Source organism: Tatumella citrea (assembly GCF_002163585.1).
In the GTDB taxonomy this organism is placed as follows: Bacteria; Pseudomonadota; Gammaproteobacteria; order Enterobacterales; family Enterobacteriaceae; genus Tatumella; species Tatumella citrea.
The window spans coordinates 1,853,731-1,876,843 of sequence record NZ_CP015579.1; the positions used below are offsets into that span (position 1 = coordinate 1,853,731).

General features: G+C 50.2%; 21 protein-coding genes. 9 read left to right on the forward strand and 12 right to left on the reverse strand.

Features of this window, described 5'->3' with window-relative positions; genetic code table 11:
* Positions 1-9 precede the first annotated feature (9 nt).
* On the forward strand, positions 10-1,782 hold the full coding sequence (locus tag A7K98_RS08855; RefSeq protein WP_087488218.1) for a GMC family oxidoreductase: 1,773 nt from the start codon (positions 10-12) through the stop codon (positions 1,780-1,782).
* 2 nt (positions 1,783-1,784) lie between these two features.
* Entirely contained in the window at positions 1,785-3,095 is a 1,311-nt protein-coding gene (locus A7K98_RS08860) for a c-type cytochrome (RefSeq protein ID WP_087488219.1), read from the forward strand.
* Between the two features lie 117 nt (positions 3,096-3,212).
* On the opposite strand, the gene A7K98_RS08865 is transcribed toward A7K98_RS08860, so the two are convergent.
* Positions 3,213-3,971 (reverse strand): SDR family NAD(P)-dependent oxidoreductase, encoded by a 759-nt coding sequence (locus A7K98_RS08865; RefSeq protein WP_087488220.1) that lies wholly within the window; start codon positions 3,969-3,971, stop codon positions 3,213-3,215.
* A gap of 116 nt (positions 3,972-4,087) precedes the next feature.
* Between A7K98_RS08865 and A7K98_RS08870 the strand changes: the two genes are divergently transcribed.
* Positions 4,088-4,990 (forward strand): LysR family transcriptional regulator, encoded by a 903-nt coding sequence (locus tag A7K98_RS08870; protein ID WP_087488221.1) that lies wholly within the window; start codon positions 4,088-4,090, stop codon positions 4,988-4,990.
* A gap of 71 nt (positions 4,991-5,061) precedes the next feature.
* Here the strand turns inward: A7K98_RS08870 and dtpA are convergent, their stop codons facing one another.
* The 9 genes from dtpA to add all read right to left on the reverse strand — a co-directional run bounded on the left by dtpA (position 5,062) and on the right by add (position 14,960).
* The gene (dtpA, locus tag A7K98_RS08875) at positions 5,062-6,525 is read right to left on the reverse strand and encodes a dipeptide/tripeptide permease DtpA (RefSeq protein ID WP_087490434.1); all 1,464 of its coding nucleotides are present in this window, start codon (positions 6,523-6,525) and stop codon (positions 5,062-5,064) included.
* A 564-nt stretch (positions 6,526-7,089) separates the two neighbouring features.
* Positions 7,090-7,722: an endonuclease III gene (gene nth, locus A7K98_RS08880; RefSeq protein ID WP_087488222.1), complete on the reverse strand. Its 633-nt coding sequence runs from the start codon at positions 7,720-7,722 to the stop codon at positions 7,090-7,092.
* Entirely contained in the window at positions 7,719-8,456 is a 738-nt protein-coding gene (locus tag A7K98_RS08885; protein WP_087488223.1) for an electron transport complex subunit E, read from the reverse strand. Before A7K98_RS08885 ends, nth begins: the two co-directional genes overlap by 4 nt.
* Complete coding sequence (gene rsxG / locus A7K98_RS08890; RefSeq protein ID WP_087488224.1) at positions 8,453-9,082, reverse strand: electron transport complex subunit RsxG; 630 nt, start codon at positions 9,080-9,082, stop codon at positions 8,453-8,455. The genes A7K98_RS08885 and rsxG overlap by 4 nt, the downstream gene beginning before the upstream one ends.
* 3 nt (positions 9,083-9,085) lie before the next feature.
* Positions 9,086-10,144, reverse strand: a complete 1,059-nt coding sequence (gene rsxD, locus A7K98_RS08895) for an electron transport complex subunit RsxD (protein ID WP_087488225.1) — start codon at positions 10,142-10,144, stop codon at positions 9,086-9,088.
* Positions 10,145-12,622 (reverse strand): electron transport complex subunit RsxC, encoded by a 2,478-nt coding sequence (gene rsxC, locus A7K98_RS08900; protein WP_087488226.1) that lies wholly within the window; start codon positions 12,620-12,622, stop codon positions 10,145-10,147. It lies immediately after the preceding gene.
* Positions 12,615-13,193: an electron transport complex subunit RsxB gene (gene rsxB, locus A7K98_RS08905; RefSeq protein WP_087488227.1), complete on the reverse strand. Its 579-nt coding sequence runs from the start codon at positions 13,191-13,193 to the stop codon at positions 12,615-12,617. Before rsxB ends, rsxC begins: the two co-directional genes overlap by 8 nt.
* Positions 13,193-13,774, reverse strand: coding sequence for an electron transport complex subunit RsxA (gene rsxA, locus A7K98_RS08910; protein ID WP_087493479.1), 582 nt, complete (start codon positions 13,772-13,774; stop codon positions 13,193-13,195). Before rsxA ends, rsxB begins: the two co-directional genes overlap by 1 nt.
* A 187-nt stretch (positions 13,775-13,961) precedes the next feature.
* Positions 13,962-14,960 carry an adenosine deaminase gene (gene add / locus A7K98_RS08915; protein WP_087488229.1) on the reverse strand — a complete coding sequence of 333 codons (999 nt, stop codon included), beginning with the start codon at positions 14,958-14,960 and terminating at the stop codon, positions 13,962-13,964.
* 230 nt (positions 14,961-15,190) lie between these two features.
* Here add and A7K98_RS08920 point away from each other — a divergent pair, with 230 nt between their 5' ends.
* Positions 15,191-15,439, forward strand: coding sequence for a hypothetical protein (locus A7K98_RS08920; protein ID WP_087488230.1), 249 nt, complete (start codon positions 15,191-15,193; stop codon positions 15,437-15,439).
* Positions 15,440-15,671: 232 nt separating this feature from the next.
* Here A7K98_RS08920 and A7K98_RS08925 read toward each other — a convergent pair whose 3' ends face one another.
* Positions 15,672-17,165, reverse strand: a complete 1,494-nt coding sequence (locus tag A7K98_RS08925; protein WP_087488231.1) for a YdgA family protein — start codon at positions 17,163-17,165, stop codon at positions 15,672-15,674.
* Between the two features lie 429 nt (positions 17,166-17,594).
* Here A7K98_RS08925 and fumC point away from each other — a divergent pair, with 429 nt between their 5' ends.
* Positions 17,595-18,992 (forward strand): class II fumarate hydratase, encoded by a 1,398-nt coding sequence (gene fumC / locus A7K98_RS08930; protein ID WP_087488232.1) that lies wholly within the window; start codon positions 17,595-17,597, stop codon positions 18,990-18,992.
* A 28-nt stretch (positions 18,993-19,020) separates the two neighbouring features.
* Here fumC and tus read toward each other — a convergent pair whose 3' ends face one another.
* Entirely contained in the window at positions 19,021-19,938 is a 918-nt protein-coding gene (gene tus / locus A7K98_RS08935; protein WP_087488233.1) for a DNA replication terminus site-binding protein, read from the reverse strand.
* A 222-nt stretch (positions 19,939-20,160) separates the two neighbouring features.
* On the opposite strand from tus, the gene A7K98_RS08940 reads away from it, so the two are divergent.
* From A7K98_RS08940 to A7K98_RS08955, 4 genes are all read left to right on the forward strand, one after another.
* The gene (locus A7K98_RS08940; protein WP_087488234.1) at positions 20,161-21,090 is read left to right on the forward strand and encodes an ROK family protein; all 930 of its coding nucleotides are present in this window, start codon (positions 20,161-20,163) and stop codon (positions 21,088-21,090) included.
* A gap of 252 nt (positions 21,091-21,342) precedes the next feature.
* Positions 21,343-21,840 (forward strand): RrF2 family transcriptional regulator, encoded by a 498-nt coding sequence (locus A7K98_RS08945; protein WP_087488235.1) that lies wholly within the window; start codon positions 21,343-21,345, stop codon positions 21,838-21,840.
* A 212-nt stretch (positions 21,841-22,052) separates the two neighbouring features.
* Positions 22,053-22,400 (forward strand): helix-turn-helix domain-containing protein, encoded by a 348-nt coding sequence (locus A7K98_RS08950; protein WP_087488236.1) that lies wholly within the window; start codon positions 22,053-22,055, stop codon positions 22,398-22,400.
* A gap of 218 nt (positions 22,401-22,618) precedes the next feature.
* The gene (locus A7K98_RS08955) at positions 22,619-23,113 is read left to right on the forward strand and encodes a ribonuclease domain-containing protein (protein WP_087488237.1); all 495 of its coding nucleotides are present in this window, start codon (positions 22,619-22,621) and stop codon (positions 23,111-23,113) included.

Here is a 23,113-nt window from a genome sequence, read left to right on the forward strand (position 1 = left end):
GAGATAATTATGAGCAAAATCAGGCCAAAGGCCGACGCAGTGATTGTGGGCCTGGGATGGGCAGGATCGTTAATGGCAAATGAACTGACCCAGGCCGGGTTAAATGTTGTTGCCATTGAAAGGGGGTCATGGCGTGACACCAGTACCGATTTCCCAACCTCAATTGATACTGACGAATTACGTTTCGTCAGCCGCAGAGCAATAATGCAGCCCACTGCTGTAGAAACTATGACCTTCAGGAATAATCCTCTGCAGCAGGCTCTTCCACTGCGTGAGTTTAATACCTATCAGTTTGGTATGAATGTCGGCGGTGCCGGTACACACTGGAACGCCATGACATGGCGCTTTTTACCTAATGACTTCCAGACATACACCAATACTGTTGAACGTTACGGTAAAAACAAATTCCTGGAAGGGATGCAGGTTCAGGACTGGGGCGTGACCTATGATGACCTTGAACCTTTTTATGATAAATTTGAGCGCTTTGCAGGAACTTCAGGAAAAGCCGGAAATATTAAAGGCGAAAAAATCGACGGCGGAAATGTATTTGAAGGACCGCGCAGCAGGGACTATCCGTTGCCACCACTGAAACGCACTCAGTTATCGATGATATTTGACAAAGCGACCCGCGAAATGGGGCTACACCCGTTTGCGGTACCTGCCGGAAATACTTCAGGGGCTTATACCAATACTCTGGGCATTAATATGGCCCCTTGTACTTATTGTGGGTTCTGTGAATTTTTCGGTTGTGGTAACTGGTCGAAAAGTAGTCCGAACGCCTGTATTTTGCCAGCAGTGATGCAACGCAGTAATTTCTCAGTGATCACCGAGTCGGAAGTGTTACGGGTGAATAAAGCGGCAGACGGCAAGACCGCCACCGGTGTCACTTTTATCGGAAGCGATGGTGTTGAGTGGGAACAACCTGCCGATATCGTGATCATTTCTGCCTACCAGTTTGATAATGTCCGTCTGATGTTACTGTCAGGAATTGGCGAGCCTTATAACTATAAAACCGGCACTGGTGTGGTTGGCCGTAATTACGCTTATCAGACTATCTCTGGTGCAGGTGTATTCTTTGAAAATGAAAATCTGAATCCATTTATTGGTGCTGGTGCACTGGCTCAGGCAGTGGATGATTACAACAGCGATAACTTCGATCACTCAAACCTGGACTTTATCGGAGGCGGTGTGGCCCTGGTTCACTCCAGCAATGGTCGCCCGATTGCATTATCCGGTGCGGTGCCTCCGGGAACACCAAAATGGGGTTCTAAATGGAAGCAGGCTGCTCAGCAGAGTTACCAGAATTACAACTCCGTCTATGTGATGGGCAACAGCTATCCACATCGTGATGTTTTCCTCGATCTCGACCCCGAATATAAAGACCGCCACGGACAACCGCTGCTCCGGGTTACCTTCGACTGGATCGAAAATGATAAGCGCTCAGGCCACTTTATGGCCGATCGCTCGGTAGAAATTGGCCATGCGATGGGAGCAAAAACCGTAGTACGTCAGGAACCTACGGCCCGTAATTTCTCGCCAATGGACAATCTTTCTTCGCATACCACCGGAGGCGCCTGCATGGGAGATGATCCTAAGACCAGTGCGGTTAACCGTTACCTCCAAAGCTGGGATGTGCATAACGTTTTTGTCTGTGGTGCCTCTGCTTTCGCGAATAATGGCGGTTACAACCCAACCGGTACCGTAGGCGCGTTAACTTTATGGGCTGCTGAAGCCATCAAAAATCAGTACCTCAAATCTCCCGGCCCGCTGGTGAGGATCTGACCATGACGATTAAAAAATATATTGCTTCAGTTGTCGGAGTGGCTGTAGTGGCCGGACTCGGATTCACTGGCTGGAAATGCTGGCATAACGCTCATCAGGATCACAGTTTTGTAGCCCCTGCATCTGCCGGGGATACCGGCAGCACGGCGATTGCACGTGGTAAATATCTGGCCACGGCCGGGGATTGTGTTGCCTGTCACACTGCGCCTGGCGGTAAGCCTTATGCGGGTGGACTGGGACTCAATACGCCGTTTGGTACCATCTATGCGACCAATATCACCCCGGATAAAGAGACCGGAATTGGCGGCTGGACTGATCAGCAGTTTATGAACGCTGTTCGTAACGGTAAAGGTGCTAACGGTGAGAATCTCTATCCGGCAATGCCTTATAATGTTTATGCTCAGGTCAGCGATCAGGATCTGAAAGATATTAAAGCCTATCTGGACAGCGTACCGGCAGTACATTACACCGGACCAAAAACAGATTTACCATTTCCGTATAATATCCGGCTGATGATGATGGGCTGGAACCTGCTGTTCCTGAATACCGCAGCGTTCAAAGCTGACCCTGCACAATCTGCCCAGTGGAACCGTGGCGCTTACTTAGTTGAAGGGCTCGGGCATTGTACTTCCTGTCACACACCAAAGAATATGCTGGGTGCGGATAAAATGGGGGTTCATCTGCAAGGTGGTGAGCTGGAAGGGTGGCTGGCTCCGGAAATTACCGGCAACACGCGTCAGGGAATCGGTGGCTGGAGTGATGATGAATTAGTGCATTACCTGAAAACCGGAGCAAACGATAAAACGGTTGCTGCAGGTCCAATGGCTGAAGCGGTTCATAATTCACTGCAACATTTGAACGATCAGGACTTAACGGCAATGGCAACTTACCTGAAAAGCTTGCCAGGCAGTGAAGACAAATCAGTTGCTCTGAGTGGAATGGATGATGTGATGGCCCGCGGACAGAGTATTTATCAGGCGAACTGCTCTGCCTGCCATCAGTCGGATGGTGCTGGTGTCCGGGATATGGTGCCGGCGTTAAGGGGTAACAACGGGCTACAGGCATTTGAACCGACCAACGTGTTGCATGTACTGATGATTGGGGCACAGGGCGCAGCCACCGCCAGCAATCCTACCAGCGCGGCGATGCCAGAGTTTGGCTGGAAACTGACTGACCAGCAAATGGCAGATGTCAGTACTTATGTCCGTAACAGTTGGGGAAATAAGGCGCCAGCTGTCACCGCATCACAGGCGGCGGCTGCACGGAAACTGCTGTCAGGTTCACCGGCATTGCATAATCCAGCGGCAAACTGATGATCGTGAAATAACAACGCTCTGTCAGATGAAATCACGGGTTTATACCTTCTGGTATAAACCCGTTTTTTATAAAAGCTTTGACGCTAACACGGGCTGATTTCCCTGAGCCTGTGATTACAGAGACTGGCCGCCTGAAGCTTCAATACGTTGTGCAGTAATCCAGCCTGTTTCATCACTCAGTATGGCACTGATGGCATCGCCGATATCATCGGGTAAGCCAACACGGCCTAATGCGGTCAGCGATGCAATCGTATCGTTGATGTCGCGGGTATCACGAACCCGTCCGCCACCGAAATCAGTCTCTATAGCACCTGGTGCCAGAATATTAACCCGGATACGACGCTCTCCCAGTTCTTTTGCCTGGTATCGGGTCAGAACTTCCATCGCACCTTTCATTGCCGCATAAGTAGATGATCCGGGATGGGTCATTCGGGTCAGCCCGCTGGAAATATTCAGAATCCGCCCGCCATCGATAATCAGTGGCAGCAATTTCTGCGTAAGAAAGTAGGGGCCTTTAAAATGCACATTCACCAGTGCGTCAAACTCCTGCTCAGTTGTCTCACTAAACAGTTTGTAATGACCATGGCCGGCGTTGTTCACTAAATAGTCAAAGTTGTCACGTTGCCAGTGATCTTTCAGCAATTTCGAAACTTGCTGCGTAAAGGCTGCAAACTGTGAACTGTCACCGACATCCAGCTGTAATGCGGCTGCACGGGCACCCAGCGCTTCAATTTCTTTCACAACCGCCTGAGCTTCTTCGGGGTGACTGCGGTAGGTAAAAATGATATCTGTACCGCGGGCAGCCAGTTTTAAGGCCCCATTCCTGCCAAGACCACGATTTCCACCGGTAATTAATGCAATTTTCTGGCTCATAATAACTCCGCTGATTAATTAACATGACGTGACAGATGATATTCATCAATAATAAAACAATAAACCGGCTGCTGCGGATATCAGTGTTTCATTTACGACAACAATAAGGGTGGGCGATGGATAAAATTCAGGCAATGCAGGTATTTGTCCGGGTGGCTGAGATGGGAAGTTTTACCCGGGCAGCCGAAAGCCTCGGGTTGCCTAAAGCCAGTGTATCACGGCAAATCCAGACGCTGGAAAATCAGATGGGAACCCGGTTGTTGCATCGCACGACGCGTCAGGTGCAACTGACCCATGACGGGCAGGTTTGTTATGAACGTTGTATTGAACTGTTGTCGATGCTGGATGATATGGACAGCCTGTTTCAGATGGAGCCTGCCACCCTCAGTGGCAAACTGCGGGTTGATATGTCAGTAGCGATGGCGACCGGATTTATTCTGCCGAGGTTGCCAGAATTCCTGCAGCAATATCCGGGAGTGGAGATCGAACTCAGCAGCAGTGATCGTCAGGTTGATATTGTCGGTGAAGGATTCGACTGTGTTATCAGAGCCGGAGAACTCAAAGATTCCGGCATGATAGTCCGGCCACTTGGCGTTCATCAGATGATTAACTGTGCCAGTCCGGGTTATCTGGCGCGTTTTGGTATACCTGTGCAGTCAGAGGAGCTTTCGCAGCATGCGATGGTGCACTATAGCCAGCATCTGGGACAGCCTTCCCCGGGATTTGAATATTTTGATGGTAAACAGAATCACTATTACCCGGTGGGAGGTGCAGTCACCGTCAACAGTACGGAAACCTATCGCGCTGCCTGCCTGGCAGGGTTAGGGATTATCCAGGTTCCTGCCAGTGGCGTCCGGCCACTGTTGAAGAGCGGGCAATTGCAGGAAATACTTCCGCTGTTGCCAGCAAAGCCGATGCCAGTTTCATTGCTCTATCCAAACCGGCGCAACGTACCACGCAGGGTCAGGGTGTTTATGGAGTGGCTAAGTCGTACTGTGGCTGATTATCTTCAGCCATGAGGTCACCGGATAACCAGGGTAAAAAAAATCCCCGTCAGTTGCCTGGCGAGGATTTTTGATATCCGGATAAGTTAGTTACGGATCATTCTGTTCAGCAACGGTGCTGAAAGCAGCATAATGACGGCAATCACCAGCGTGCTGATGCCAATCTGTTTAAACACATGACCATATACCTGCAACGACATCAGCGGGTCATTTACATTATCAGGTACTGCCATCAGTGCAGCGATTTTCCCTGCGATTACTGCCGCACCTGCGGTTGTCAGGAACCATGAACCCATAATAAAGCCCATCAGTCTCTGGGGAACCAGTTGCGCGACCATCGCCAGTCCAAGTCCGGAGATCATCAGCTCACCGACACTTTGCAGTGCATAACTCAAAATCAACCAGTTGACCGATACAATGCCTTGCTGACTGGCATACATTGCACCCAGTGGCAGCACCAGGAACGCGGCAGAACACAAGAACATACCAATAGTAAATTTAAACGGCATTGGTAGCCGGTCACCCATTTTGTTGTACAGTATCGCCAGCAACGGACTGGCAACCATAATCCAGAAAGGGTTCAGGGCCTGGAACTGTTCAGGTTCAAAGGTGATGCCGAAAATCTGGTGTCCGACGTTACGGATAGCAAAGAAATTCAGCGAAGTCGGCATCTGCATATACAGAACAAAGAACACCACCGCTTCAAGCATCAGGATAAAGGCAACAATCATTTTGCGCCGTTCATTGCCTTGCAGAGCAAAGGTTTCTTTAGCAAATAGCAGCACAATCGCAATAGCAATCACCAGTAACGCGATACGCGCGATGTGCTGGTAGTGCAGTAACCAGGTAGCGATGGCGACCAGCACTACAATACCAACCAGAGTGGTCAGCAGTTTACCAAAATGCAGTGGACGGAAGTCAGCAGCAGAGCCCTGTTGTTTAACCACGGATTGCATACTCAGGAAGTTAATCAGAGTAATGGCGAGTCCGACAACCGAGAGTGAAAAAGCAACACTCCAGCCATATTTGCTTGCCAGCCAGGGGGTAAGCATCATCGAGAACAGTGAGCCGACATTAATCGACATGTAGAACATGGTGAAAGCACCATCAATACGCGGATCATCCTTCTGATAGCAGGTAGATAATAACGATGAAGGGTTAGCTTTAAACAGACCGCTACCAACAGCAATGGTCGCCATGCCGATATAGACCATGCTGACATTATGTCCTGAGTAGGCAATCATGGCATAGCCCAGCGCCAGTACAATCACGCCAAGTGTTATCACCCGCTTAGTCCCGAGGACTTTGTCTCCGAGCCATCCGCCAATGGAGATAAGGCCGTAGACCAGGGCGCTAAATGAGGAGAACAGGGTGACGGAATCAGCTTCTGACATGCCCAGTTGTTTGACCAGGTAAACAGCCATAATGGCTTGTAAACCGTAATAGCCGAAACGCTCCCACAGTTCGATGGTGAAGATTAGATAGAAGGCTTTGGGTTGCCTGAAAGCATTCAGGCTGGGCTGGTTTTCCGGATTATTTGCAGTAGACACTTGTACCTCGGTGTTTTTACCCTGTTTTACGGCAGGAATTAAGTGTGTGCCATGCGTCTGGTTGCGCATGATCGTCATTTTTTCAGGCTGCGGGACGACAAAAGCAGACAACAAAAACAATATAACGACGACATCATAAAATATGTGACGAAGTGCGTTATATAGATTTTAAGTTTGTTAATGATGTGATGCGTATAATTATATATCGAAAAATTCTCACTGCCTGTCTCAAAGGATAATGAATGTTGACAGTTAATGCAATGATGGGTGGTTTAGGATAAATTGCTATTAAATTAGTTATAAATAGTCCTATGTACTACATGATTGGATTTTATTTGGATTTAAAAGTTATTGTAAGGTTAGTTGGCAGGATATTTTTGAGGTTTTTTTCATCATGGGGAAAGACCGTTGTTCGCTGATTAAATCAGCGTACAAAGCAGGGATAGTTTACGATTAAAATTAAGTGGCGGTGCAACTTTATGATTTAATGTAAAAAATAAGTCAGATGCACTGATAAGTACATCTGCATAAAAAGAGGGAAATAAAGAGAATTTTCTGGCAGATTTAGTCAGTTTTTTCGCGATATTCGCATAAATCTTCAATAAGACAGGAACCACAACGAGGTTTACGGGCAATGCAAGTGTAGCGTCCATGTAAAATTAGCCAGTGGTGGCAGTCTACTTTGAACTCAGCAGGGACAACTTTCAGTAATTTATGCTCAACCAGGTCGACATTTTTACCCGGTGCGAAGCCTGTTCTGTTTGATACCCGAAAAATATGAGTATCTACCGCGATAGTCGGCCAGCCAAAGGCTGTGTTCAGGACAACATTCGCCGTTTTCCGGCCAACACCTGGCAACGCTTCTAACGCTTCCCGGTTTTCCGGAACCTGGCTTTGGTGTTGAGTGACAAGGATCTGGCAGGTCTTAATTACATTTGCGGCTTTGCTGTTAAACAGACCGATAGTTTTTATACATTCACGGACACCGTCTTCACCGAGTTCCAGCATTTTTTCCGGTGTAGGCGCTTTTGCGAATAACCCTATAGTGGCTTTATTTACACTCACATCTGTTGCCTGAGCAGACAACAGCACCGCTATTAACAGTTCAAACGGGGAAGAAAAATTTAATTCAGTCGTCGGATGCGGATTGTTGTCCCGCAACCGGCTAAGAATCTGATAACGTTTCTCTTTATTCACGACACTTTCCCGGCCGGCAGCGGGGCAGACGCAACTGAGGCGCTCTGAGGGACAGTTTTGGCAGCACTGGCTGCGATAGCGGCTTTACGTTCCGCATGCTGCCGGGTGCGCTGATCAATAAGATACTTTAATGCCAGCAGCATACCGAGGCCGATAAAGGCGCCTGGCGGCAACATTGCCAGTAACATCGGAGAATCAAAGTGGAACACCTGAACCCGTAACACTTTAGCCCAGGGACCAAGCAGCTGATCGGCTCCGTTAAAGATGGTGCCGTTACCAATAATCTCACGGATAGATCCCAGTGTTACCATGGCACAGGTCGCACCCATTCCGATAGAAAATCCGTCCAGCGCAGAAAGTGCCACATTAGATTTGGAAGCAACGGCTTCTGCACGACCCACCACAATACAGTTCGTCACAATCAACGGGATAAAGATTCCGAGTGACTGGTACAGGCTGTGAGCATAGGCACTGATCAGCATCTGAACACAACTGACCACTGAGGCAATGATCATGACATAAATCGGGATACGAATTTCCGTAGGCATCCAGCGGCGGGACAGCGAAATGGCACTGTTAGTAATAGTGAGTACCAGTGTGGTCGCCAGACCCAGCCCCAGAGCATTGGTCGCTGTCGATGTGACGGCCAGTAACGGGCATAATCCCAGTAACTGTACCAGTGCGGAGTTGTTTTTCCACAAGCCGCCAATCAGTAGTTTTTTTGCTTCACTCATTGAGTTTCTCCACAATCAGGCAGCGATGACAGCTGCGATGGCAGTGTTTCAATATACAGGGTAGTACGTTTTGTGGCATTCACGACCGCCCGGGGTGTAATAGTCGCACCGGTGAACTGATCAAAATCACCACCATCTTTTTTAACCGCAAAATGTGTGTCATCAGGGCCATGTAATACCACTCCGGAAAAATGAGTGATCCAGTCCGAGATGCGCAATTCAATTTTATCACCCAGGCCCGGTGTTTCGTGTTGTTCAACAACCCTGACACCAAGCACTTTACCGTGAAAATCGGCGCCGACCAGCATCTGGATTGCACCGGAATAGCCATCAGGTGCAGTGGTTTCCAGTGCGACAGCGACCGGTTTACCGTCTTTACGGGCCAGGTAGAGGTGGTGCGGGTCCATATTCCCAAGGGCTTTGTCCCGAACCACATAACATTCCTGTTGCAGCTTATTATTATACAACGACGGAGGAATGACCTGGTCGAACAGTGCTTTTTGTTCCAGCGCCATCTGATGTTCAACGGTGGGTTTGGTCACCATATTAATCACTGCGGTCATGCCGGTAGTGACCGCAGCAAACACTGCCAGAGTCACACCATTTTTTCGGATAGCATCGAGCATCGGTTAATCCTTACGATGGCCATACACCCGAGGCTGAGTGTAATAATCAATTAACGGAACACAAATATTTGCCAGTAATACGGCAAATGCTACACCATCCGGATAACCACCAAAACTGCGGATAAGCCAGGTCAACAGGCCTATCAGTGCACCATAAACCAGCCGCCCTTTATCGGTGGTAGAGGCAGAAATAGGGTCAGTAGCAATGAAAAACGCGCCAAGCATTGTGCCGCCGGAAAACAGGTGCATCATCGGCGACGCCAGGCTGCCCGGGGATAGCCACCATCCAAGACAGGCACAGAAGGCCAGAGCAACCAGATAACTGACTGGTATCTGCCAGCGAATTGTGCCGGTAGCTAACATAAACAAGCCACCCGCCAGGAAGCCGACATTCACCCATTGCCAACCTTGCCCGGCGATAATGCCGTGGAAAATTGGCTGTTCCAGTAACTGGGCGGCGGTGTGACCGGCACGCAGACCGGTTTTAAAGCCATCCAGCGGGGTTGCCTGGCTGATACCATCTACACCGATTTGCAGTGCCTGCATCGACAAGCCACCACTGGTGTGAGCCGTAAAGATCATGCTCAGGCTGTCGAGCAGACCAGGTTTAACGGTTTGCAGAGTTTCCGGTGGCAGCCAGCTGGTCATCTGTACAGGGAATGAAATCAGCAACACGACATAACCCACCATTGCAGGGTTAAACGGATTCTGACCCAGTCCGCCATACAGTTGTTTGGCAATAATAATGGCAAATGCTGTGCCCAGTACGATCAACCACCAGGGGGCAAGAGGTGGCAGGCTGACGCCAAGTAACAGCGCTGTCAGTAAGGCTGAGTTATCTGCTAACACCGGTAGTACCGGTTGGCGACGCAGACGCAATACTAATCCTTCAGCCACCCATGCAGTCAGCGCGGCAATGGCCACCTGAATCAGGTTTCCGTAACCGAAGAAATACCATTGTGCTGCCAGACCCGGAATTGCCGCCAGCAGCACAAGGGTCATAATCCGGTTGGTACTGCGCCGGTTATGGGTATAAGGAGAACTTGCAATACGAAAAGCCATTTATTCCTCAGATGTCGTATTCTGCAACACAGGCGTCGCGGGGTGTTGTGATTCTGAATGTGTTGCCGGGGTCGCTAATGCATTGCCTTGCTGGCCTGCTTTTTTGGCTTTCGCACGGGCAATGGCAGCGGCGATAGCGGCTTTACGCGGGTCAACTTCTGGTTCACGGATGACAGGAGCATCTTCCGCTACAGCCGGTTCGTCAGGCTGTTCAGCCTGGGCCGCTTTTTTGGCTTTAGCACGGGCAATCGCCGCAGCGACAGCCGCTTTACGCGGATCAACTTCGGTATCAGCGACAACCGGTTCAGGTTCATTCACCGGTTCAGCCTGAGCGGCTTTTTTGGCTTTCGCCCGGGCAATCGCGGCAGCGACAGCCGCTTTACGCGGGTCAACTTCGGTATCAGCGGCAACCGGTTCAGCCTGAGCGGCTTTTTCGGCTTTAGCACGGGCAATCGCCGCAGCGACAGCCGCTTTACGGGGATCAACTTCGGTTTCAGCGACAACCGGTTCTGGCTCATTCACCGGCTCAGCCTGAGCGGCTTTTTTGGCTTTAGCCCGGGCAATCGCCGCAGCGACAGCCGCTTTACGCGGGTCAACTTCGGTATCAGCGACAACCGGTTCTGGCTCACTCGCTGGTTCAGCCTGAGCGGCTTTTTTGGCTTTCGCCCGGGCAATCGCCGCGGCGACAGCCGCTTTACGGGGATCATTTTCGCTATCAGTAGCAACCGTCGCGGGTTCAGCCACCGGTTCAGCATGATCTGCTTTCTTAGCTTTAGCACGGGCTATCGCCGCGGCAACAGCAGCCTTACGAGGATCGTCAACACTATCAGGTACTGCTTCTGCCTGAGCGGCCTTTTCAGCCTGGCGGGCTCTGGCCTGGGCTTTCCTGGCCTCCCGTTGAGCAATAACAGCAGTGTTGTCAGGTACTGCACCGGCTTTGACTTCAACTTCTTCACCGGCAGCAGCTGATTTAGCTTTTACTCTGGCGATTGCTGCATTAATTTCATTCGACTCGCTGGAAGAGACCCGGCGTTTTGCTTCTGCATGTTTAGCTTCACGGGCCTGTTTATCACGTTCCAGTCGCTGCTGACGAGCTTCAAAGCGGGCTTTCGCTTCGGCAGTGCGTTGTGCTTCCAGGTCAATTTGATGTAATTCAGCCTTTTCCTGGCGATAATACTGCACCAGCGGAATATTGCTTGGGCAGACATACGCGCACGCACCGCATTCGATACAGTCATTCAGATTATAAGCACGGGCTTTGTCATGGTCTGCGCCCTGGCAGTACCAGAACAATTGCTGTGGCAACAATCCAGCCGGACAAGCATCAGCACAGGCGCTGCAACGAATACAGGACTGTTCTGATTCGTTATTGCCCATTTCGGAGGCCGAAGGTGCCAGCAGGCAGTTGGTGATTTTCACCATCGGAACATCAAGCGATGGCAGGGTAAAGCCCATCAGAGGCCCGCCCATAATCACCAGTTGCTGATCACTGGCTAAAAATCCACCCTGCTGCAGCAGATGACTGACAGGAGTACCAATACGTCCCCAAACATTACGCGGCCGGGCCATGGCTTCACCGGTCAGTGTCACAACACGCTCTGTCAGTGGTTCACCGTTAATGACCGCGCGTTTTACGGCAAAAGCTGTACCTACGTTTTGCATCAGAACGCCGATATCTGCTGAGCGTCCACCGTGAGGAACTTCGAGTCCGGTAAGAATTTTGGTCAGCTGTTTGGCGCCCCCGGAAGGGTATTTGGTAGGAATCACCCGGATTATCAGATCCGTGTTTTTTCCCAGAGCCTGTTTCAGACTGCGGATCGCTTCCGGCTTATTATCCTCAATACCAATCAGCACCTGGTCGGCATGTAGCAACCAGCTCAGTATCCGGCATCCGGTGAGAATTTCATCAGCATAATCCTGCATCAGCCGGTCATCGGCGGTGATATAGGGTTCGCATTCAGCCGCATTAATAATCAGGGTTTTAACTCCCTGCAGGCCGCCATTGAGTTTGGTGGCTGTCGGGAATCCGGCGCCGCCGAGTCCGGCAACACCTGCTTCATGGATAATACGGATAATGTCACGACGATCGTGCTGCTGATAGTCAGCTATTGGCTGGCGCTCTGTCCAGCGGTCTTCACCATCAGGACGAATAAACACACAGGCTTCAGATAACCCGGAAGGATGGGCGGTAATATGTGGGGTAATTGCAGTCACTGTACCGGATGTTGGCGCATGCACCGGTAACATCCGGCCCCGGCCAAAGGTCAGTGGCTGGCCACGCAGCACTTTATCGCCTGGCTGGACAAGGATTTCACCTTCCTGACCTAAGTGTTGCTTTAACGGAATAATAAACTGTGCCGGTAACGGCAGTTCTGCCAGCGGTGTGCCGTTAGACTGAGTCTTCATTTCCGGCGGGTGAATTCCCCCTTTGAAGTCCCAAATCTTTTCGCTGCGAAAACGAGAAAACAGATTAAGCATGATGTTCTACCGGAATAACACGGACAGGAATGGTGTTTAAATCCCATTTCCAGTTAGCAGTGGTGGTTGCCACGGGGCGCATTTCTATACAGTCCGTCGGGCAAGGGGCGACACATAAATCACAACCCGTGCACAAATCCGTCAGCACAGTGTGCATTGCCCGCGTTGAACCGACAATCGCATCCACCGGACATGCCTGAATACACTTGGTACAGCCAATACAGTTAGCTTCGTCGATCCAGGCAACCTTGCGCTCAGGAGTTTTAGCTTCTTCATCGCCGTCGATAGGTTGCGGTTCAACGTTCAGCAGTGCAGCCAGTTTCAGCATGGTCTGCTCACCACCAGGGGCACATTTATTAATCATTTCGCCATGATTACCCACTGCATCCGCATAAGGACGGCAACCGGGGTAACCACATTGCCCGCACTGGCTTTGAGGCAGTAACTCATCTATCTGTTCAACAATCGGATCTTCTTCAACTTTAAAACGGCGTGAAGCATAGCCCAGCAGGGCGCCAAACACTAACCCGAGAATACTTAGTGAAACAATAGCAATCCAGATAGCGGTCATCAGAATTTCACCAGCCCCGTAAAGCCCATAAATGCCAGAGCCATCAGGCCAGCGGTCACCAGTGCGATAGATGAACCTTTAAATGGAGCCGGGACATTCGCCAGCACCAGACGTTCGCGGATTCCGGCAAACAGCACCATTACCAGAGAAAAACCGAGCGATGCACTGAAACCATACAGAGCAGCCTGCAGAAAGGTATGTTTCAGGTTAACACTGAGTAATGGCACACCCAGCACTGCACAGTTAGTAGTAATCAGTGGCAGGAAGATACCGAGCAACCGGTATAGAGACGGACTGGTTTTGCGCACCACCATCTCGGTAAACTGAACGGTAACGGCAATCACCAGGATATACGCCATGGTTCTGAGGTAGACCAGATCCAGCGGAACCAGAATAAGGTGATTCACCAGCCACGCACAGATCGAAGCCAGAGTGATTACAAATGTTGTCGCCAGACCCATTCCGATAGCGGTTTCCAGCTTTTTGGAAACACCCATGAAAGGGCAGAGGCCTAGAAACTTTACCAGCACAAAGTTATTTACCAATACGGTGCCAACAAAGAGTAATAGATAGTCAGTCATTGTCATGCCATGGGGGTTGAAAGGTAGTATTATCAGGGATTAGACCCTGTATAACAACCATGCCGGTTTTATTGTCGCGGGGTTTCGCACTCAGAATTAAATTTAATGCGCAGAAATGAATCGGGATAGTTGAAAACCGGCCAGACAGCCTGTGCATTTTACAGAGACTTTGGCCGGTAATCGTCGTTTAACCGCTGACTTTCTGTCGTAAGGCTTGTTTTTCGGCCTGACTCAGAAATGCCATATACAAACCGTTTTCCTGGGCCTGACGAATTTCATCTGCTGTCAGGCCGGCTGCCGGTGCGGCGACCAGATATTCATGTGGCAATTCAATGCCCTGTACCGCAGGATCATCAGTGTTCAGGCAAGCCATAACGCCATGTTGCAGGAAACGCTTCAGTGGATGGACCTGCAGTGACGGCACTGTGCTGGTCTGAATATTCGAGGTAAGGCAGGATTCGATACCAATGCCATACTCAGCCATATAATCCATCAGAGCCGGGTCTTCGATAGCTTTAACGCCGTGGCCAATGCGCTCAGCACCCAGTTCACGAATCGCCTGCCAGATACTTTCCGGACCAGCAGCTTCACCGGCATGGACGGTTACACGAAAACCGGCATCACGGGCTTTATTAAAATGGTTCAGAAACTGGCTGCCGGGAAAACCGAGCTCGTCGCCCGCCAGATCCACAGCAGTAATATGATCGCGATGGGCCAGTAATGCATCCAGTTCCTGCTGGCAGGCAGCTTCGCCAAAAGTCCGGCTCATAATACCTATCAGATTCACTTGCACATCGTATTTCTCGCATCCCTGGCGGACACCTTCAACCACAGCTTCAACTACTCCGGCGACGGGTAGCTGGTGGGTCATTGCCATATATCCCGGTGAAAAACGTAACTCAGCATAATGAATGCCGGCTGCCGCAAGATCGGCCACATTTTCCAGAGCGACCCGGCGACAGGCATCCAGCGATCCCAGTACCTTGACGCCCCAGTCCAGTTTCTGCAGAAAACTGACCAGATCTGGTTCAGTACTCATTACCTGAACGTGAGGCAGCAGAGCAGAAAGATCACTGGCCGGCAGGGCAATGTTAAATTCTCTGCCCAGGTCAAGAATGGTCTGCGCACGGATATTACCGTCGAGGTGCCGGTGGAGGTCTGTGAGGGGGAAAGTGGTATCTATCATCGTGCACTCATTAATTCTAAAAAAAGTGCGTAATAGTATAAAAATATCCGGGGGTAAAACACCAGTATTTTACCCTCTGGTGGGGCAGTATAAATGGCCAGGTGAATGAATAGACTGGTTTTTTATTTTTTAATTCCATCATGTTAGTAAGGTCATTTCGATTAACAGATTCGATTGAATGGATAAATGTTTCGCAATATGATGAGCGAAGTCAATCGGGAGTCAGCAAAATGTTAACAGATTATCTGAAAATTGAAGAAGGTGATGAGCTTAAGCATGCTCACCGTGTACAGCATAAAAATCGTGGTCAGGAAGAAGTGAATCAATGGATCATTGTCGGGAAAGATGGTCAGCATAAAGGTACGGTAAATCTTTCCGATAAGCTCAACTGCCGTCGTTCTTACTCAGCGAACTATCGGGTTACTCAGCGTGACCTGCAGGGCCGGATTGTTGTTGACCGCTTAACCGACGTTCTGTAATTCTGTTCAGCCTGTTGCTGAGTGCAGCATTCACCGGGTCTCTGTGCCTGTTGTCCGGTTATCGTCACAAGCCGCAATACTGAAGATTAACAATAAACCTTTACAGTGTATTGTCGGAATCCGGAGGACACAGTTGCCGGAATAAGCGAACCTTAACAGGTTCGTTTTTTTTTGCCGCTGCCAAAGAAAAGGGCGCTGCAAAGCAGCGCCCCCGGAGTGCTGAGGCCAGATATTACTGAGCCTCTCCACCCTGCAGCAGCGGGATATATTGCTGGATGAACTGGTCGAGCGGGATTTTATCCCCGTTGACTGACACTTCACCCTGAGCGTAATGCACTTCACTGACAATATTCTGGTCTTTAACCGTCGTCAGCCGGAACATCTGCCCCATCGCCGCCAGGCCTTTAATCTGCTGCTCAGCAGATTTTTGCGCATCATCGGCACTGTAACCCTGAGTCTGACCAATCACTGATACCAGTTGTTGAGCCATCGGCATATTGATTGACAGGGTAGCATTCAGATCTTTCATATAGCTGTCAGCTACCTGACCATCAGACTGTGGAGCTGCAGTCACCGTTGACGGGTCATTAAAATCAGCTTTCAGAGAAAAACTGCTTTCGCCTTTGCTGTTTTTCAGTGTCAGAGAATCGACCGAGACCACAGGCGCACCTTTCAGAAGCAGCGGCAGATTCTGCAACACAGCGGCATTGACGGACTGCTGCATTTGTTGCGGGCTCTGCTGGCCACCTGACGCCACTTCTGCAATATTCTGTTTTACCACCTGGTTGTAATTGTCATAAAACTGTTTCACTGACCGGGTGTCAAAATTGCTCAGCGTGACAGACAGCGCAGCGCTGCCAATGGATTGCTGTTTCAGCTGTAAATCATCAACGTTATAGGTCAGTTTACCATCAGTTTTACCTTGCTTGTCATCAAAGTTGCTGTCGATAGTTGCCCCTTTCAGGGACACTGCAGGCTGGGCATTAACTTTGGTATCCAGTGATGTCAGGGTCAGTTTCTGGCTACCCAGTCGTAATCCTTCGCTGGTCAGGTGGGTATTGCCAGAGAAATTCAGCCCGTTAAGTGCCATCTCGACAGGAAGCTTTTGATCATTGGTGAAATTCAGCAATAGATTACCAATCACCGCATTGAACGTAATGTGGTTCTGATCACCATCAGCGTCAATATCGATGACTGACGGCTCTGCAGCAACTTTTCCGGTATCATCCGAGTAATGCAGAGGCCGGATGTTCAGACGGGTAGCGGTAGATTTACCGTAACCCAGACGGGTGTCGGCGGTGACCGGTGACTGACCATCGGAAAGATCAAACAGGCCTTTCAGGGTATCGTTATTCACCAGTTCGGAATGTACCGAGGCCGCTGCGGGCAGCAGGTTAAACTGCTTCAGTTGTGACAGCGGGAACGGACCGTGATCGATAGTTTCATTCAGAATAACTGATTTACCCGGAGGTAACAGACTGTCCGCGGTGGCATCAGAAGATCCCTGCAACACCAGTTGTAACTCTGAACTGAAGATATGGCGCTGGTAATTTTGTTTACTTAGCTGCAGGTGGCTACCAGGGTAATTTTTGGCAATGAGCTGGTTCGCCTGATCAATCAGTTGATCAATATTCGATTCCACTTGTTTACCGGTGAACCATGACGCGCCGGTCCAGACTACACCCAGTGCAATAACTACACCCAGGGCAACATTGGCTTTTTTCATCTGTGAGTTGTCCTTTTATCTCTTATCAGTAACCGCCGGCATTGTTCGGGCCGCAGACACCGGCGAAGGCAGAGGTAACATTTGCCGGTCATTATTGTCTGTGCCGCCTGTTGTGTCTGCAGACGGTTCAGTATTCGCGGAAAAAACGTTAAACACCCAAAAGATAACACTGTTTTGTCAATAAACCGAACAGAAGATGTCAGCTATTTGCCATTATTTACGCAGAAAAAACTGTTCAGGGGCCAGGAAATGGCATGCCCAACATCCGGGAACAATTAAAAACAATAAATGATGCTAAATGAGAATGCATTCCAGTTACGCACGGCGCATAATGTTAAAATATTGTAGCATTTCAACCCGTCGGCAACTGACCCTTGCAGGTGGCATTTGCCGGTCTGTTTATCACGACAATCGTCAGGAGAGAGTGAAATGGCAGTTCATCGTATCGAAAAGGATTCTATGGGGCCGATTGAAGTTCCGGCCGATAAACTGTGGGGGGCTCAGACCCAACGTTCACTGGAGCATTTTCGGATTTCAACAGAAAAAATGCCGGTGGCACTGATCGACGCATTAGCCATTACTAAACGAGCAGCCGCAGTGGTAAACCAGCAACTGGGGCTGTTACCGGAACAACGTAGCCAGGCAATCATTAAGGCAGCAGACGAAGTGCTGGACGGAAAACATGCCACAGAATTTCCGCTGGCCATCTGGCAAACCGGGTCCGGCACTCAGACCAATATGAACATGAATGAAGTGCTGGCCAACCGTGCCAGTGAGATTCTGGGAGGAGAGCGCGGCATGGAACGGCTGGTGCATCCCAATGATGATGTTAACAAGAGCCAGAGTTCCAATGATGTTTTCCCGACCGCCATGCATGTCGCTGCTGTGATAGCCCTGCGTGAGCATCTGATTCCGCAACTTAACTCACTGAGCGGTGTACTGAGCGACAAATCCCGGGAATTTAACGATATTGTTAAAATTGGACGTACTCATTTGCAGGATGCCACGCCGCTGACACTGGGCCAGGAGATTTCTGGCTGGGTTGCCATGCTGCAACATAACCTGCGCCACCTGGAACAGAGTATTCCTCATCTGGCAGAACTGGCATTAGGCGGTACGGCGGTGGGTACCGGGCTGAACACTCACCCTGAATACGCGGTGCGGGTTGCTGCTGAACTGGCGGATTATACCGGCCAGCCTTTTGTTACCGCCCCGAACAAATTTGAAGCGCTGTCTGGCTGTGATGCTCTGGTTCATGCTCATGGTTCACTGAAAGGTCTGGCAGCATCGCTGATGAAAATTGCCAATGACGTTCGCTGGCTGGCTTCCGGTCCGCGCTGCGGGATTGGTGAACTTTCGATTCCGGAAAATGAACCGGGCAGTTCAATCATGCCTGGTAAAGTGAATCCGACTCAGTGTGAAGCTCTGACCATGGTGTGCTGCCAGGTGATAGGCAACGATGTGGCGGTGAACATTGGCGGCGCATCCGGTAATTTTGAGCTGAATGTCTACCGGCCAATGATTATCGATAATTTCCTGCAATCAGTCCGGCTGCTGGCTGATGGTATGGACAGTTTTAACCACCATTGTGCCAGTGGTATAGAGCCAAATCGCCAACGCATCAGTCAGCTGCTTAATGAGTCGCTGATGCTGGTAACCGCGCTGAATACCCATATTGGCTACGATAAAGCCGCTGAAATTGCCAAAACCGCCCATAAACAGGGAACAACGCTGAAAGATGCAGCGTTAAAACTGGGCTATCTGACTGCCGAAGAGTTCGACCTGTGGGTGCGGCCGGAAGATATGGTTGGCAGTATGAAGCAGTAATTAGGGTTTGCCGGGCAGGCTGTCAGTTTTATAAGGCCTGCCATAACCACAAACGTGGGATCAGCAGATTCATCGGTCTGGCTTCGGGTTTATAGCGATAGTTTATGCTTTCCTGATCGTAATCTGACAGTTCCCCGGTAACCGGAATCTGGTTATCCGGACTAAAAAATATTAATGGCGTCGGGCAGGATAGCTGGCGCTGTTTCTTCTGCTGCGCATCCCAGATCCTGGCAACCGGTTGAACCTTCACTGGCCGTTTTATCTTCAATACGGCATCCGTCGGTAATGCGGTAATTATCTCCAGTTCCTGTGTAACCTTTTCAGCCCATTGTTCCCGGGTCCAGGGTGCCCTGGCGCGCCCGGCACTGAGGCTTTTCTCCAGCTGGCGACAAATATCATCACGACTGACATTCTTTATTATATGTTTGTTGGCCCAGCCAAAATGGACCGATGCCGGTGCCGGCAGCAATGTCACTGAACGGTAGGCATTGAGTGTAATCAGCCCGGGGAAGTGCTGGTGGACAAACGGAAACCGTGCTTCAGAAGAAAGCCCGGAATCGCGGGTTATCAGTTGTTCCAGCAATTTTTTTAACTGATTAATTTCCGTTACCCACTGCTCTGACTGCTGATAACAGGCAGCATCTGCTTTCACACACAACATGCCGGGCAGCCTGACGGCGGAACGGGTACTGACAGACTCTGATTGTTGTTGCATAAACAGTCGGCTGAGATGTTTGACCGACAGCTTCAGGGCCGTTTCACCAGTGATTTGTCGGACCGAAATTCGTTCCACGGCCTGCTGTTCATCGCCCTTCATCACTGCAGGCAAAGCAAAAACTCTGGCGGATAATAACGGCAGTTGCTGCAATTGCTGTGATAACTGGCCAAGTAGCCATTCCATTCGGTCAATACAATCACGCATCTCAGAGACCAGTGTATAGCGCATGGTGTGTTCCTGACAGATAAACTAGTTACAACATACTCTATTATTGCGACAGAAAGCCAGCTTTGATAATAGTGCGGTGATTTGTAAGGCAGCAAAGGCGAGGGAAGCCGAACAGATTGCCAGAAGGACGTATTAATCCTTCAGCGAATCAGCATGTTCCCGCGTCGGAAATCGCTTTATACTGTCCTGGTAATAAAACAGGGCTGGCGACGGAGTTGGGCAATGAAATCAGCAGTAATGTGCTTTGATATTGGTGGTTCGTTTATAAAAAGTGCCGTGATGACGACAGTCGATCAGCTGCATATGACCGGCAGCTTGCCAATGCCGGCCAGCGACTGGGATGCTTTTTGTCGTGCGTTGGTACAGTTAATCACCGGGGCTGCCCACTTGCTGGATAGTGATTCGCCGGTTGCTATCTCTGCCGCAGGGGTGGTCGATAACGAAACTGACCGAATTCTTGCCGGAAATATTCCTGCGTTTAATGGCCATTTAGTCAGCACAGAACTAGCCGCGCTACTTAACCGACAGGTGGTGATTGCCAATGATGCTGACTGCTTCACGCTGGCGGAAGCCATGCTGGGCAGCGGACAAGGAACGCCGCTGGTACTGGGCATTATTCTCGGCAGCGGAGTGGGTGGCGGACTGGTATTTCAGCAACAAATCATTCGTGGGACCGGGGGGCTGACCGGTGAGTGGGGACACGGGCCGGTCACGGCGACAGAATTCAGTTATCAGGGGCAACAGATTCATCTGCCAAGGCTCAAATGTGGCTGCGGGCAGCAAGGTTGCCTGGATACTCTGGGAGCAGCCCGCGGTCTGGAAAGAATCTGGCAACACTGTTTTTCAGAGGAAAAAGATAGCCGTTACATTATCGACGCCTGGCATGGTGAAGATCCTGCGGCAAAGCAGGTTGTCTGGCTGTGGAGTCAGTTGGTGAGTGACGTGCTTTCAGTCGTGGTTAATACACTGGGGCCTGGCAAAGTTGTGGCCGGAGGCGGGTTGGCTTCGGATGCTGCGCTGATAGCACTGCTGGATAGTGAAGTGAGGGCCAAAATTCTGCGCCGCAGTGATGAGCCGTTGATTGTGCCAGCCACCTTACATCAGCAGGGCGGGTTGATGGGCGCTGCTATGCTCGGGCGAAGTCTGAATTAACCCGGTGAAAGTTGTCTGGCAGCGCAGTAAATGCACTGCTCACTGTTCTTCTGTTTACACTGAGCGCGAATGGAGGGTCTGTTGCCAAAACCAGGCTGTTGCTGCTGCGCGTCGATACGGCCGTAAAGGCTGGCGGACTTAACCTTAGTTGCGGTAGAGGGCGGGGCTTGCTTCTCACTCTGGGGAATTTTTGCTAGGATATCGGAGTCAGATGTTGTTTGTTACCGGATTTTACCTCGCAGAGGAACTTAAATGTTAGATTATCGCTTTCCTACAGCACTACAGATGGTTCTCAGTGTTGCTATGGCAGAGCAACTGGGAAAACGCTCCACCAGTGCAATCCTTGCTCAGGGCCTGGAATCTAATCCCAGTTTAATCCGTAAGCTGATGGTACCGCTGACCCGTGACGGAATTATTGCAACGACTCTGGGTCGCACCGGCTCAGTTCATCTTGGTCGCCCGGCGGCTGAAATCTCTTTGCGTGATATCTATTTAGCCGTCACCGAAGAGAAGAAATTGCTTAACTCTCGTCCGGACGTTAAAAAACCCTGCTGTGTTGTCAGTGCTAATGTCTGTTGGTACTTTAAATCTCTGGCCGATGAGGCCGAACAGGCTTCGCTGAATGTTCTGGCAACCCGTTCAGTTGCCGACGCGCTGGCTGAAATAACTGACAGAGCAGCGCACGCCTCTGCAGAACGCACCGATGACGTCTGTGACAAGGTTCCTGCCGAAGAAACCGGGCGCGCATAGTTCAACAATCATCATTGCTGGTGCCATCGCACCGGCATACTCCGTAAAGCTTTTCTTTCCCTGATTTTCCGCAGCCTGTCTGGCCTGAGTAATTCCCCTTAACCTGTAAGGCATTTAATGTATCAATAATGTTTGCATTTAATACGAAATTGGCGCAACATTAAATGCAACTGCAACAGATACTATTTCTTTTAGTCCGGATGGAGAGACCAATGAACAATGCCTTTTTCCATGATTTAATCAGCTGGATTGATAATCATATTGAAAGTCGCCTGAACCTGGATTTGGTGGCTGAGCGGGCAGGGTATTCCAAGTGGCATTTACAGCGTATGTTCAAAGAGCATACCGGCTATGCGCTGGGTGAATACATCCGCAAGAAAAAACTGGAAAAATCGGCGGCGCGCCTGACAACTACAGATGAGCCTATCCTGAGTGTTGCCATTTCAATGGGTTTTGATTCTCAGCAGTCATTTAACCGAAGCTTTAAACGTGAATTTGGTATGGCTCCGGGAACCTGGCGTCGTTCATCCGGTGATCCGGTACAACCGACCCTGCACTAATCACTGTTTTCTCAGTGTAAATTGTCTGATGGCCATAACTTACCCTATGGCCTTCGGTCAGACAGTGAACATTGCGCAACAGTGCCTGTCACAGCAACATTGCAGGTCGGTTATTGATCCTGCCAGTACCCGTATTGAATATCAGCCTGTACAGTGTTTCACACTGCCAGAATGACAAAAAACAGGTATAGTAAATTCGCTTATCTAAGGAATTTATTATGTCGAAAAAACTTTGGGGCGCGTTAATTATCGCTCTGATTGCCTGCTGGGTTGGAATTAAACCTTCGCTTACTGGTACTCATCACTCTTCCGGGCACACCTCCGGTTACTCTTCTTCTGACGCACCGCGTTCTTCGGGAACGGGGCAATCTGCGTCTGATATTACTGCACTGACCTCGCCGAATCAGGTCGCTGCGTGGATACACCAGCATCATCGTCTGCCGGACTATTATCTGACCAAGGGGCAGGCGCGCAGAGAAGGCTGGGATCCCTCCAGTGCCAATTTATGTGATGTCCTGCCAGGTAAGGCGATTGGCGGCGATCACTTTTCTAACCGTGAAGGACGCCTGCCGGATGCCAGTGGTCGGCGCTGGTTTGAGGCTGATGTGAACTACCAGTGCGGACACCGCAATGCTGACCGTTTACTTTACTCTTCAGACGGCCTGGTATTTGTAACTACCGACCATTACCGGACTTTCACAAGGATCCCCTGA

What these genes read in the sequence shown, in the direction of transcription:
- A7K98_RS08920 (WP_087488230.1), top strand. Translation starts at nt 15,191, where the DNA reads ATGTTAACAGATTATCTGAAAATTGAAGAAGGTGATGAGCTTAAGCAT.
- rsxA (WP_087493479.1), bottom strand. Translation starts at nt 13,774, where the DNA reads ATGACTGACTATCTATTACTCTTTGTTGGCACCGTATTGGTAAATAAC.
- rsxC (WP_087488226.1), bottom strand. Translation starts at nt 12,622, where the DNA reads ATGCTTAATCTGTTTTCTCGTTTTCGCAGCGAAAAGATTTGGGACTTC.
- tus (WP_087488233.1), bottom strand. Translation starts at nt 19,938, where the DNA reads ATGCGCTATACACTGGTCTCTGAGATGCGTGATTGTATTGACCGAATG.
- fumC (WP_087488232.1), top strand. Translation starts at nt 17,595, where the DNA reads ATGGCAGTTCATCGTATCGAAAAGGATTCTATGGGGCCGATTGAAGTT.
- A7K98_RS08855 (WP_087488218.1), top strand. Translation starts at nt 10, where the DNA reads ATGAGCAAAATCAGGCCAAAGGCCGACGCAGTGATTGTGGGCCTGGGA.
- A7K98_RS08885 (WP_087488223.1), bottom strand. Translation starts at nt 8,456, where the DNA reads ATGAGTGAAGCAAAAAAACTACTGATTGGCGGCTTGTGGAAAAACAAC.
- A7K98_RS08945 (WP_087488235.1), top strand. Translation starts at nt 21,343, where the DNA reads ATGTTAGATTATCGCTTTCCTACAGCACTACAGATGGTTCTCAGTGTT.
- A7K98_RS08925 (WP_087488231.1), bottom strand. Translation starts at nt 17,165, where the DNA reads ATGAAAAAAGCCAATGTTGCCCTGGGTGTAGTTATTGCACTGGGTGTA.
- add (WP_087488229.1), bottom strand. Translation starts at nt 14,960, where the DNA reads ATGATAGATACCACTTTCCCCCTCACAGACCTCCACCGGCACCTCGAC.
- A7K98_RS08950 (WP_087488236.1), top strand. Translation starts at nt 22,053, where the DNA reads ATGAACAATGCCTTTTTCCATGATTTAATCAGCTGGATTGATAATCAT.
- rsxG (WP_087488224.1), bottom strand. Translation starts at nt 9,082, where the DNA reads ATGCTCGATGCTATCCGAAAAAATGGTGTGACTCTGGCAGTGTTTGCT.
- A7K98_RS08860 (WP_087488219.1), top strand. Translation starts at nt 1,785, where the DNA reads ATGACGATTAAAAAATATATTGCTTCAGTTGTCGGAGTGGCTGTAGTG.
- rsxD (WP_087488225.1), bottom strand. Translation starts at nt 10,144, where the DNA reads ATGGCTTTTCGTATTGCAAGTTCTCCTTATACCCATAACCGGCGCAGT.
- A7K98_RS08870 (WP_087488221.1), top strand. Translation starts at nt 4,088, where the DNA reads ATGGATAAAATTCAGGCAATGCAGGTATTTGTCCGGGTGGCTGAGATG.
- A7K98_RS08940 (WP_087488234.1), top strand. Translation starts at nt 20,161, where the DNA reads ATGAAATCAGCAGTAATGTGCTTTGATATTGGTGGTTCGTTTATAAAA.
- A7K98_RS08955 (WP_087488237.1), top strand. Translation starts at nt 22,619, where the DNA reads ATGTCGAAAAAACTTTGGGGCGCGTTAATTATCGCTCTGATTGCCTGC.
- rsxB (WP_087488227.1), bottom strand. Translation starts at nt 13,193, where the DNA reads ATGACCGCTATCTGGATTGCTATTGTTTCACTAAGTATTCTCGGGTTA.
- A7K98_RS08865 (WP_087488220.1), bottom strand. Translation starts at nt 3,971, where the DNA reads ATGAGCCAGAAAATTGCATTAATTACCGGTGGAAATCGTGGTCTTGGC.